The organism is Stenotrophomonas sp. 107298_Sma, from assembly GCF_056480345.1.
In genome coordinates this window covers 285,058-296,620 of the sequence record NZ_CM151094.1, presented here as the reverse complement: position 1 = coordinate 296,620, position 11,563 = coordinate 285,058, and the positions used below count along the sequence as shown (strand labels likewise).

The 11,563-nt window shown below is 67.6% G+C and carries 13 protein-coding genes and 1 tRNA gene; 3 read left to right on the top strand and 11 right to left on the bottom strand.

Annotation, left to right across the window (positions count from 1 at the left end):
* From ACZK2G_RS01375 to birA, 4 genes are all read right to left on the bottom strand, one after another.
* A tRNA-Thr gene (locus ACZK2G_RS01375) sits at nucleotides 1-76 on the bottom strand.
* Nucleotides 77-116: 40 nt separating this feature from the next.
* A complete protein-coding gene (locus ACZK2G_RS01370; protein WP_478474461.1) occupies nucleotides 117-971 on the bottom strand; it encodes an SPOR domain-containing protein in 855 nt (284 codons plus the stop codon).
* 9 nt (nucleotides 972-980) lie between these two features.
* The gene (locus ACZK2G_RS01365; protein WP_046984540.1) at nucleotides 981-1,712 is read right to left on the bottom strand and encodes a type III pantothenate kinase; all 732 of its coding nucleotides are present in this window, start codon (nucleotides 1,710-1,712) and stop codon (nucleotides 981-983) included.
* The gene (gene birA / locus ACZK2G_RS01360) at nucleotides 1,709-2,677 is read right to left on the bottom strand and encodes a bifunctional biotin--[acetyl-CoA-carboxylase] ligase/biotin operon repressor BirA (protein WP_426354766.1); all 969 of its coding nucleotides are present in this window, start codon (nucleotides 2,675-2,677) and stop codon (nucleotides 1,709-1,711) included. Before birA ends, ACZK2G_RS01365 begins: the two co-directional genes overlap by 4 nt.
* A 144-nt stretch (nucleotides 2,678-2,821) precedes the next feature.
* Here birA and ACZK2G_RS01355 point away from each other — a divergent pair, with 144 nt between their 5' ends.
* Entirely contained in the window at nucleotides 2,822-3,106 is a 285-nt protein-coding gene (locus tag ACZK2G_RS01355) for a hypothetical protein (RefSeq protein WP_014645622.1), read from the top strand.
* Nucleotides 3,073-3,864: a M90 family metallopeptidase gene (locus ACZK2G_RS01350; protein ID WP_169050351.1), complete on the top strand. Its 792-nt coding sequence runs from the start codon at nucleotides 3,073-3,075 to the stop codon at nucleotides 3,862-3,864. Before ACZK2G_RS01355 ends, ACZK2G_RS01350 begins: the two co-directional genes overlap by 34 nt.
* Nucleotides 3,865-3,991: 127 nt before the next feature.
* On the opposite strand, the gene ACZK2G_RS01345 is transcribed toward ACZK2G_RS01350, so the two are convergent.
* The 7 genes from ACZK2G_RS01345 to ACZK2G_RS01315 all read right to left on the bottom strand — a co-directional run bounded on the left by ACZK2G_RS01345 (nucleotide 3,992) and on the right by ACZK2G_RS01315 (nucleotide 10,281).
* A complete protein-coding gene (locus ACZK2G_RS01345) occupies nucleotides 3,992-5,416 on the bottom strand; it encodes an ATP-binding protein (RefSeq protein WP_041864616.1) in 1,425 nt (474 codons plus the stop codon).
* A 25-nt stretch (nucleotides 5,417-5,441) separates the two neighbouring features.
* On the bottom strand, nucleotides 5,442-6,125 hold the full coding sequence (locus tag ACZK2G_RS01340) for a response regulator transcription factor (RefSeq protein WP_004136763.1): 684 nt from the start codon (nucleotides 6,123-6,125) through the stop codon (nucleotides 5,442-5,444).
* A 73-nt stretch (nucleotides 6,126-6,198) separates the two neighbouring features.
* Nucleotides 6,199-6,573, bottom strand: a complete 375-nt coding sequence (locus tag ACZK2G_RS01335) for a hypothetical protein (protein ID WP_005407693.1) — start codon at nucleotides 6,571-6,573, stop codon at nucleotides 6,199-6,201.
* 212 nt (nucleotides 6,574-6,785) lie between these two features.
* A complete protein-coding gene (gene dusA, locus ACZK2G_RS01330; protein ID WP_478474458.1) occupies nucleotides 6,786-7,817 on the bottom strand; it encodes a tRNA dihydrouridine(20/20a) synthase DusA in 1,032 nt (343 codons plus the stop codon).
* A 206-nt stretch (nucleotides 7,818-8,023) separates the two neighbouring features.
* Nucleotides 8,024-8,281, bottom strand: a complete 258-nt coding sequence (locus ACZK2G_RS01325) for a hypothetical protein (RefSeq protein ID WP_478474457.1) — start codon at nucleotides 8,279-8,281, stop codon at nucleotides 8,024-8,026.
* A complete protein-coding gene (locus ACZK2G_RS01320; RefSeq protein ID WP_478474456.1) occupies nucleotides 8,266-8,673 on the bottom strand; it encodes a hypothetical protein in 408 nt (135 codons plus the stop codon). Before ACZK2G_RS01320 ends, ACZK2G_RS01325 begins: the two co-directional genes overlap by 16 nt.
* Nucleotides 8,674-8,817: 144 nt before the next feature.
* Nucleotides 8,818-10,281: a SulP family inorganic anion transporter gene (locus ACZK2G_RS01315; protein WP_478474455.1), complete on the bottom strand. Its 1,464-nt coding sequence runs from the start codon at nucleotides 10,279-10,281 to the stop codon at nucleotides 8,818-8,820.
* Between the two features lie 261 nt (nucleotides 10,282-10,542).
* On the opposite strand from ACZK2G_RS01315, the gene ACZK2G_RS01310 reads away from it, so the two are divergent.
* Nucleotides 10,543-11,523, top strand: a complete 981-nt coding sequence (locus tag ACZK2G_RS01310; protein WP_478474453.1) for a cation diffusion facilitator family transporter — start codon at nucleotides 10,543-10,545, stop codon at nucleotides 11,521-11,523.
* Nucleotides 11,524-11,563 lie beyond the last annotated feature (40 nt).

The window sequence follows — 11,563 nt, the reverse complement described above, 5'->3', positions numbered from 1 at the left end:
TGGTGCCGCTTATCCGAATCGAACGGATGACCTACTGTTTACAAGACAGTTGCTCTACCAACTGAGCTAAAGCGGCATGGGTGGATCACCGGCGGCAGCGCCGCAGTCCGGGGATTCTAGCGCAACCGTGTGCATTCCAGCGACCGGCTCTGTGCCGCCCCGCTGCGCTGCTGGGCCTGGGCCGGCTGCGCGCCCGCCGCCAGCTGCCCTTCCAGCCACCACTGGCCGGCATCGCCGCTGGCGACCAGACGCGGCTGGAAGCCAGCGGCCTGGACTGCGGCCATGCGGCGCTCGGCGCCTTCGCGGTTGCGGTACTGGCCCAGCGCCACGGCGTTGATGTCCTCGCCCTGGCTGATGATGTAGTAGTCGCTCAGGCCGGCGGCGACGATGCGCTTCACCGTGGCCTGGGCTTCTTCGCGATTGGCGGCGGCCGGCAGCATCACCCGGAAACGTGCGCTGCCGCTGGCAGCAGGCTGTTCGCGCAGGCGCACCTGACTGATGACGTTGCCGGCCTTGCCTTGCGCACTGGTAGCAGCAGCGCGGTCGGCGAACGGGCCCAGCGCGATGCAGCGCGGCGGCTCCGCGGCCACGGGCGGGGTTACGGGTTTTTCCGGCGCCGGGGCCGGTGCAGGCGGCGTTACCGGCTTTGCAGCGGCAGCAACCGGCGTAGCCTCAGCTACCTGCGGCTTGGCGACCTCGGGCTGGGCCGGCACGGCCGGTGCAGGCGCGGGCATCGCAGCCACAGCCGTCTTCGCGGCAGGTTCGCGCTCCATCAACGGCGCGGTCGGGGCGGCGGCAGTGGCCTCGGCGGCCGCAGCGGCATCCACGCCACCGGGCACCCAGCGCAGCTCGGCTACGCCAGCGGGTTGCGGCGGCGGCGCAGGCGCCTGCGGTGCATCGCGCAGCAGCCACCAGCAGGCGACGCCAAGATTGAGGATGGCCAGTACGACGATCAGGGCACGGGTCAGCATGCGCGGATACTAGCCTGCGGGCTGGTGCACCGCCCAGCGGGCGAGGCCATCCAGCACCAGCGACGGGTGATAGTCGGCGCCGGGCAGCAACGGCATCAGCGCTGGTGCGCCGCCACCGTGTACCAGCAGTGACGGTGCCACGCCCAGCAGCGCGTTCGCCTGCTGTGCGCTGCGTTCGATCAGCGCCACAGCCGCACCATCGCAGCCGGAGGCCAGCGCGTCGGCAGTGTCGTTGGCGAATTCGCTGTAGTCGCCGCCGGTTGCAGGCAGCTGCACTGCACGCGCGTGCAGTGCTTCGCGCATGGTGGTGGGCGATGCGGAAATGCGGCCACCGTGGTGCTGGCCATTGGCGTCGAGCAGATCAATCGTCAAGGCGGTGCCAACGCCGACCACCAGCACCGGGCGCTGCGCCTTGGCGGCGGCCAACAGGGCCAGGAAGCGGTCGACGCCGAACTTTTCCGGCTTGGCATAGGCGATGCGCACGCCGGCACATTCGGCGCTGGTGCGCACCACATGCACGTGTTCGAAGCGGCGCTGCAGCTGGTCCAGCATGGCGCTGGTCAGCGAGGGTGCGGCCACGCTGGCCACGAACGCGGTGGTGCCGCTGGGCAGGCTGTGCGGCGGCTGCCCGGCCATGCCTTCGGCGCCGTGCGCCCAGGCCTGTACGTCGCCGGCACGGTCACCCTGCAACGGCGCGAACTTGAAGCGCGAGTTGCCCAGGTCGAACAACCAATCGCTCATGCCGCCCTCACGCTGACTTCGCCGGCGTGCAGCAGGCGCTCGTGGCCATCGATGCGCACGCGCAGCGCGCCGTCGTCAGCCAGGCCAAGTGCGGTACCGTGCTGCCACTGTCCGTCCAGTTCCACGCGTACTTCGCGGCCGGCCAGCATGTCAAACGCGGCGTAGCGCGGCAGGAACGGGGCCAGCCCTTCGCGATCGAACTCTTCCAGCGCCGGCAGCAGGCGCGTCAGCACGGCGGCGACCACTACGTTGCGGTCCACCGGCTTGCCGGCCAGCGTGTCCAGGTCCACCCACGGCTGGGTGATCTGCTCGGCGAACGACGGCGGCATATGCGTGTTGATGCCGATGCCGATCACCGCGCGCGCCGGGCCGGCGTATTCGCCACCACCCTCCGCGAGCAGGCCGACCAGCTTGCGCTTGCCATCGACGATCAGGTCGTTCGGCCACTTCAGCTGCGCCTGGGTGTAGCCCAGATCGTGCAGCGCTTCGGCCACGGCGATGCCCGCCACCAGGCTCAGCCCGGCGAGGCGGCCAAGGCCACCGGAGTACAGGCGCAGCACCGACAGGTAGATATGCGCGGCCAGCGGCGAGGCCCAGGCGCGGCCGCGACGGCCACGGCCGCCGGTCTGGCGTTCGGCCAGCAGGACACTCACCCCGCGCTGGGGCGCGCTGCAGCGCAGCAATTCGGCGTTGGTCGAGTCCACCGTCCAAGCCACCTGCAGGTCGTGCAGCAGGGCCTGGACGTCAGCAGGCAGGCCGGCGCGGATCGCGTCCGGGTCCAGCAGATCGACCGGGCGGGTCAGGCCATAGCCTTCGCCAGCACGGCCCTCGATGTCCACACCGGCGGCCCTAAGTCCTTGAATACGCTTCCAAATGGCCGCCCGGGTCTGACCCAGCTCACGGGCCAGGGCGTCGCCGGACAGGCGACCGGCAGCGAGTTTGGCCAGCAATTGGCGATCGTCCACGGCAGCTTCCACGAAGTCAGGAAGGAATTATGCGGGAAAGCCGCCAGCGACGCCCGCCACGCTGGGTTCCGAGGGGGCTTCCAACTGGGCGTCGGGTTCGGGCTAGAATCGGGAACTCACCCTCCCTTAACGTGGATGTCGTCAATGCGCCGTTATGCCCATTGCCTGATCCTGCTGATGATGCCCTTCGCGGCGTCTGCGACAGCAGCGCTGGACGACAGCCGCGGCGCTTGCGTGTCCTCCAATGGTGATGCCGCCTCGCAGCGCGCACCGACCGCAACCGCCTCGGCAGCCACCACCAAGCCGGCACCGGTACGCCCGGCCGCCAGCAGCGCCACCAGCACCGGTGGCGGTGGCAGCGACGACGACGTGCTGCAGCGCATCCGCGCACCGAAGTGGCACAGCTACCTGCCGGGAATGTTCCGCTGATCAAGTCGTTGCTGCAGTGGCTGCGGCCTGCGCCGCGGCCGATTGACGATGCGCTTTGGGATGACGCCTGCCGCCGCGCGGCCTGGCTGCACGGCCTGGACGACGAACGCCGTGCGCGCCTGCGCGTGCTGACCACGCGCTTCCTGCACGAGAAGACCATCACGCCGATTGGTGACCTGCAATTGCAGGCCGGCGATGGCGTGCTGCTGGCGGCGCTGTGCTGCCTGCCGCTGCTGGAGTTCGGCGAAGTGGGCCTGGAAGGCTGGTCGCAGCTGATCGTCTACCCCGATGCGTTCCGCGTGCACCGCAGCCACATGGATGCGGCCGGCGTGCTGCACGAGTGGGATGACGAACTGATTGGCGAATCGTGGGACAGCGGTCCGTTGATCCTGTCCTGGGCCGACGTGCAGGCCGACCTGGCCGCACCGCACGAGGGTTACTGCGTGGCCGTGCACGAAATGGTGCACAAGCTGGATGCGCTGGATGGCGCGATGGACGGTACGCCACCGCTGCCACGCGAATGGCAGCGCGAGTGGGCGGGCATTTTCCAGCGTGCCTTCGACGCCTTCTGTGCGCAGGTGGACGCAGGCGAGGAAACGTTGATCGATCCGTATGCGGCCGAGGCGCCGGAAGAGTTCTTCGCGGTGGCCAGCGAATACCACTTCTCCGCGCCGGATCTGCTGCATAAGGCGTTGCCGGAGGTGGCCGCGCAGCTGCGGCGGTTCTATGGCGAGCCGCCGGCGTTCGAAGAACGGTAGTGCCGGCCGCTGGCCGGCAACCTGGGACTGCCATCGAAGATCATGAGGTTGCCGGCCAGCGGCCGGCACTACCGGAACACCATGCATTGTTGCGCCAGGCGATGCCCGGCGGGCGGGAGCGCGCGGCTTACGGCCCCGGCGGCAGCTGCACCTCGAAGCGGGCGCCGCCGAGTTCACTGGAACGGCCCACGGTCAGCTCGCCGCGGTAGTCCTTGATCAGGTCCTGCACGATCGACAGGCCGATGCCGTGGCCCTGCACGCGCTCGTCGCCACGCACGCCACGCTGCAGCACCTTGCCGATGTCGTCCGGGGCGATGCCCGGACCATCGTCGTCCACCGCCAGCAGCAGGCCGGCACGGCGCGCGTTCGGTGCCGGCAGCGGCTGCGCGGTCAGCAGCACGCGGCGGTTGGCCCACTTGAAGGCATTCTCCAGCAGGTTGCCCAGCAGTTCCTGCAGGTCACCCGGTTCGCCGTGGAAGCGCGCCGCCGGGTCGATATCGAATTCGCACAGCACGCCCTTCGAGGCGTAGACCTTCTCCAGGCCACGCACGATTTCCTCGGCGTTGGATTCAATCGGCAGCGGCGCAGAGAACAGCTTGTGACCCGACGACGCCGCACGTGCCAGCTGGTAGGAGACCAGGTTGTTCATGCGCTGCAGCTGCACGTCCAGTTCCTCACGCAGCGCGCCATCGCCCGCGCCGCTGTCCATCTGCGTGCGCAGCACCGCGATCGGCGTCTTCAGGCTGTGCGCCAGATCGGCCAGGGTGTTGCGCTGGCGCTCCAGGTTCTCGCGCTCGCTTTCAATGAAGGCGTTGATGCTGTCAGTCAGCGGCTCCAGCTCGCGCGGGTGGCGCTCGCTCATGCGCGCGGTCTCGCCACGCTGCACCTTGGTCAGCTCGGTGATCACGCGACGCAGGGGCCGCAGGCTCCACTGCAGGATGACGGTCTGCAGCAGCAGCAGGATCAGGCCGATGCCGCCGAGGTAGAACCACACCCGGCCACGGAACACACGCAGCTGTGCACCCAGCGCGCGCGAGTCTTCCATCACATAGATGGTGTACGGGAACTCGGTAGCGGGGTCGGCGTCGGCGTCCCACACCAGGCCCAGGCCGTAGCGGTATACCGAGCCCTGGCTGCCGTCGATCTGGATCATCGGCAACGGGCCTTCGAACACTTCCTGGCGCGGCGCCAGCAGGCCACCACCGACGGTGGGCAGCATCGGGCCTTCGGCGGACATGGAATTGCCCTTGCCGTGCGGCATCACCACCTGCAGGTACAGGCCACTGCCGGGTACGTCGAAACGTGAATCCGGTGGCTGCTCGCGGATGTACAGCGAGCGGTCGCGGGTGAAGTCGATGCCGGCCGCGTACGCGGTGGCGTAGTTCTTCAGGCGCTCACGCAGGTTCGCCTTCGCCGTATCGGCGAAGGCGGCATCGAGCGCGTAACCGGCCAGTGCCAGGAACGCGACCAGGCCCACGGACGCGGCGAGCATCTGGCGCGCCTGCAGTGAGCGCGGCCGCCAGCGTCGGAAGAACCACAGACGGCCGGACATCGTGTTATCGCCAGGGTGAGCCGGCTCAGCCCTCGTTGCGCGGAATCGCGAAACGGTAGCCGCGACCGCGCACGGTCTCGATCGGCTTCAGTTCGCCATCCGGGTCCAGCTTCTTGCGCAGGCGGCCGATGAAGACCTCCAGCACGTTCGAGTCGCGGTCGAAGTCCTGCTGGTAGATGTGCTCGGTGAGGTCGGCCTTGGAGACCAGTTCACCGGCGTGCATCATCAGGTACTCCAGCACCTTGTACTCGTAGCTGGTGAGGTCGACATTGCTGCCAGCCACGCTGACGGTCTGGGCAGCCAGGTCCAGGGCAACCGGGCCGCATTCCAGGGTCGGCTTGCTCCAGCCGGCGGCGCGGCGCAGCAGCGCGTTGACGCGTGCCAGCAGTTCTTCGACGTGGAACGGCTTGACCAGGTAATCATCAGCGCCCTGCTTCAGGCCCTCGACCTTGTCCTGCCAGCTCGAACGCGCGGTCAGGATCAGCACTGGGAACTTCTTGCCTTCGTCACGCAGGGCCTTGATCAGCTCCATGCCCGACATCTTGGGCAGGCCGAGGTCGATGATGCCGACATCGAACGGGACTTCGCGCCCCATGTAGAGGCCTTCCTCGCCGTCCTGCGCAGCATCGACGGCAAAGCCTTCGCGCTTGAGCCGGGCTGCCAGGGTCTCACGCAGCGGGGCTTCGTCTTCGACCAGAAGGATACGCATGAACTCTCCCTAGTGTCCTGGGTGTGGCCCGGAGGCCTGTGGGGTACGGGTTGATAGCGACGACTATCCCTGTTCAGGGGTTATCGCCGCGTAGTGATGACATATCCGACCGCGGCGTGCGCGGCTGTGAACGCGACGGCGCGGGGTCGTCCATGTAGCGGACCCGGCCCCGATCGTCCATGTACTTCACCCGGTTGATATCACGACCATCGAACGGCACGCGCTCGGCGCCGAGGATGTGCCCGCCGGTGGTGCGCTGCACGCGGCGCACGGCATCGGACAACGAACGCTCGTCGCCACGGCCACCGCGCTCGCCCCGCTCCATCATCTCCGCCCGCCCCTGGTCGCCGCGCGGCGGCTGTTGCGCCAGCGCCGAAGACAGCGGCGCAGCCGCCAGCACCACGCAGGTGGCCAGGGCAATGCGGCGATGGAAGGGAGCGGAAGACATCAGTGCGATCCTAGCCGAGCACGGCGATTCGTTCAAAAGTCGTAAATCCGGGTGCCGGTTCGGGACCCGGCGCTTTACAAATCTTTTGCAAATTCTTGGTTTGGCGCAGTGAATCCGGTCTGAACTTTTCCGGCTTCAACTCCAAGTCGTTCAGCTAAGTGAACATTCGGGACGAATCGCCGCCCCTTGTCAAGTCAGGAATGTGATTGCGGTCACGCTACGGCGCGATCAGATGCACGTTCGGTGACAGCCAGCGCCTGCTCGATCAGCCGCCAATCGGCGCCCGGGCGGTGTGCGCCCTCACTCAGCACCTGGCGGAACGCGCGGCCACCGGGCTGGCCATGGAACAGGCCAAGTACGTGGCGGGTGATGTGCTTCAGCGCCAGGCCTTCGCCCAGTCGCGCTTCCACGTAGGGCCGCAGCGCGCGCAGCAGGTCGGCACGGGCCTGCAGCGGGGCGCCGGTATGCAGCGCCTCCAGCTGATGCAGCAGATAGGGATCGTGATAGGCCGCGCGGCCCAGCATCACGCCATCGACGTGCGCGGCCTGCGCCTGCACCGCCTCGAGGCTGGCCAGGCCGCCGTTGATCACCACCGGCAGTGCCGGGCGCTCCTGCTTCAGGCGGTAGGCCCAGTCGTACTTCAGCGGCGGAACCTCGCGGTTCTCCTTCGGCGACAGGCCCTTCAGCCACGCGTTGCGCGCATGCACCACCACCATCGCCGCACCGGCGGCAACCTGGCGGTCGACGAAGGCGGCGAACACGTCGTAGTCGTTGTCCTCGTCCACGCCCAGGCGGCACTTCACCGTCACCGGGATATCAACCGCATCGACCATGGCCGCCACACATTCGGCCACCAGTACCGGCTCGCGCATCAGGCAGGCACCGAAACGGCCCGCCTGCACGCGATCAGACGGGCAGCCGCAGTTGAGGTTGACCTCGTCGTAGCCCCACTCGGCGGCGATACGCGCGGCCTGCGCCAGCAGCGCCGGATCACTGCCGCCCAGCTGCAACGCCAGCGGCTGTTCGCTGCGGTCGAAGCCGAGCAGGCGCTCGCGATCGCCGTGGATGACCGCGTTGGCGTGCACCATTTCCGTGTACAGGCGTGCGCCCGGTGCCAGCACGCGGTGGAACACGCGGCAATGGCGATCCGTCCAGTCCATCATCGGGGCGACGGACAGGCGCAGGGAATCGGCGTAACGGGCGGTGGCGGACGTCATCGGAGCGTTGATCGTGGAGACTGGCATTGCCAGTGAGATCAATAGTTTACACCGCGTGGCTGAATGCGCGCGGTCAGCCGCGTTGCGAGCGCCGGTTGGGCGCGGTTCCGGCTGGCGGCCGGGGCGGGCCGGGCGGCGGCGGCGGACGCTTCCTGCCCTCGGGGAGCTTGGGGTTCGCGTTCTCCATGGATACGACCAGCTGGTCCAGTGGTGGGTTGGAACCCTTCCTCAACTTAGCCATTGTCTGTCTCCTGGAGAATCTCGACCCACTGCACATCCACTGCGTGAATCAGTATGCCATCGAGCTGCGGAAGCTCGACCACGGCGGGGCTGCCCACGAGATGCGCTGCTGGATCGGCACCTTCATCGGGTGGATCCGCATCCACCAGCCAGGCCGGCATCTGCATGTAGAACTGTCCCGCAGCGGGGCTGATCGGCCACTCCTTGGGGTAGCCGGTCAATCGACGGCCATCCTTCAGTTGCAGCACCACGAAGGCAGGACGCGTACCCAGCACGCAGTACCACTCGCTCGGGTGGGACGTACGCGTGGTGAAGCCTGCGCGGCGGAGCCCCGCGTGGAAAAGTCCTTGTTCGCAGCGAGGGCCAATCCTGCCCCCAGCAGTCCAGCGAGGACAAAACCCCAGAGCAGGCTGCTGGACTCGGTCCAGGTGCCCAGCACAAAACAGCGACCAGCCAGCAGGAGCATCAGTTCGGTGAACTTGACCAGCGCCTGGACTACGAAGGTGAACACCAGCGCTTCCACGGTCCTTTCGAACTGCGGTGGCTTGCGGTGGGAAGTCAGCCCGTAGAACACCCAGGCTGCCAGAAAGCCCGGCAGCAGAAAGGTCAGCAGCGTGGTGGCGTTGTTGAAGAGCGAATCCATTCCGGCAGAAGTATTCCGTCGTGAGGATCACAACGAATCACGATCACGGCGATTCTTCCACCCGATGTGGGGTTCACAGGCTGAAGATGCAGCAACCCCAACAGCAGCCATGGCGTTGCAGTTGCTCCACGAGAGCCGACAGCGTCAATGCGCGCTGCCAGCAGTGCCTTTGCCACCCACCTGTTCGACGAGGGTCTGGCTGGCCGCATTGAGCCCCACCACTGTCACCTCCGCACCGTGCGCGGCCAGCTTTTCCTGCGCCCGCTCCAGCGCGGCCACGGCAGTCAGATCCCACAGGTGGGCATCGCGCAGATCAATCTGCACCTGCGGCGCCACGTGCTGGTAATCGAACGCCGCACCCAGCTGCCCCGCTGAGGCAAAGAACACCTGCCCACGCACGCGGTAGACCTGCATGTCACCGGCATCGTCGCGCTGCACATCCAGCATGCGGCCAACCTTTCGCGCGAAGAACACTGCCGACAGCAGCACACCGCTGAGCACGCCCTTGGCCAGGTCGTGGGTGGCAACGGTGACCACCACGGTCAGCAGCATCACTGCTGACGAACTACGCGGATGCGTGCGCAGGTCGCGCAGCGAGCGCCAGCTGAAGGTGCCGATGCTGACCATGATCATTACCGCCACCAGCGCGGCCATCGGGATCTGCCGCACCAGGTCGCTGCCGTACACCACCAGCACCAACAGGAACACGCCTGCCACCAGGCAGGACAGGCGGCCACGTCCACCGGAGGTCACGTTGATCACCGACTGGCCGATCATCGCGCAGCCGGCCATGCCACCGAGGAAGCCGGTGACCGTATTCGCCACGCCCTGGCCGACGCATTCGCGGTTGCGCTCGCTGGGCGTTTCGGTGATGTCCTCGACGATCTGCAGGGTCATCATCGATTCGAGCAGTCCGACCACCGCCAGCGTGGCCGACACCGGCAGCAGAATGCGCAGCGTCTCCCAGGTGAGCGGCACATCGGGGATGAAGAAATGCGGCAGGCTGTCGGGCAGCTGGCCCATGTCGCCGACGCTGCGTACGTCCACGCCGAAGCCGATCACCACGGCGGTCAGCACCACAATGGCCACCAGCGGCGACGGCACCGCGCGGGTAACGCGTGGCAGCAGGTAGATGATCGCCAGCGCGGCGGCGCACAGCACGTAGACCGTAGGGCCGCGTCCGATCAGCTCGGGCATCTGTGCCAGGAAGATCAGGATCGCCAGCGCGTTGACGAATCCGGTGATGACCGAGCGCGAGACGAAGCGCATCAGCGAGCCGAGCTTGAACGCACCGGCCAGCACCTGCAGCAGGCCGGCCAGGATGCTGGCGGCGAACAGGTACTGCAGGCCATGGTCCTTGACCAGGTCGACCATCACCAGCGCCATCGCACCGGTGGCGGCGGAGATCATGCCGGGGCGGCCGCCAGCAATGGCAGTGATGACGGCAATGGAGAACGCGGCATACAGGCCGACCTTGGGGTCGACGCCGGCGATGAGCGAGAAGGCGATCGCCTCGGGAATCAGGGCCAGGGCGACGACGATACCGGACAGCAGGTCGCCACGGATGTTGCCGAGCCATTGCTGGCGCAGGGGGTAGGACGTTTGCATGGGAAAACTCCGCGCGCATGCGGGCGTGGCCGCAAGGCGCTGCAGTGGGATACACGGGTTCCTGAGCCGGTGCCGGGGGCACGGCCGGACCATCGACGTTGCGCGCGCCAGGAGGGGCGACGGTCAACCGAGGGCGGCAGGGGTCAGGGTGGCGTGATCACTGCGGGGAGGTGTGGGTGCGTGGGAGGGGCGCAGTCTACGGGAAGCGGCCCCACGGGGGTAGCGCGGATGGCCGGCGAAGGCAGCGAAACGCAGCAGAGCATGGCTCCGCTCTACAATCACAGCATGGCCGCCAACCGCCCGCACTTCTTCGACCCCGCCACCGAACAGGGCGTGCTGCGCCTGTCGATCGCCGCCTCGCTGCTGCTGGCCGCGGCGGCGGTGGTGTTCGGCCTGCTGGCCAATTCCTCGCTGATCATCTTCGACGGCATCTACGGCCTGATCGACGTGGTGATGACCTGGCTGTCGCTGCTGGTGGCGCGGCTGATCGCGCTGTCCACCCAGACCGACGCACTGCAATCGCGGCTCAACCAGCGCTTCACCATGGGCTTCTGGCACCTGGAGCCGATCGTGCTGGGGGTGAGCGGCACGCTGATGATCGGCGCCGCGCTGTATGCCCTGGTCAATGCGGTCGATGCGTTGATGTCCGGTGGACGCCATATCGCGCTCGGCCCGGCCATTGCCTTCGCCGGGCTGTCGATCGTGGGCGAAGGCGCGCTGGCCTGGTTCATCCTGCGCGCCAACCGCCGCATCGGCTCGGAGTTCATCGCATTGGACGCGAAGAACTGGGTGATCGCGGCCAGCATGTCGGCCTGCTACCTGCTGGCCTTCCTCGGTGGTGTACTGGTGCAGCGCACCTCGTGGGCTTGGGTCGGGCCCTACATCGATCCGGCCATCCTCGCCTTCGTCTGCGTGCTGGTGATGATCGCTCCGCTCGGCACCGTGCGCCGGGCGCTGGCCGGCATCCTGCTGGTCACCCCGCCGGAACTGCAGGCCCATGTGGATGCAGTGGCACGCGCGATCGTGGCCAAGCACGGCTTCGTCGAGCACCGCAGCTACGTGGCCCAGGTGGGGCGTGGCGAGCAGATCGAGCTGTTCTTCGTGGTGCCGGAAAACGACCCGCCGCGGCCGCTGGTGGAATGGGACCAGCTGCGCGACGAGATCGGCGATGCACTGGGCGAGGCCTCGCCGGACCGCTGGCTGACCATCATGTTCACCACCGACCGCGAGTGGACGATCTAGGCCGGCAGGACGATGAATCAAGTTTTCCGGACGTATTGCA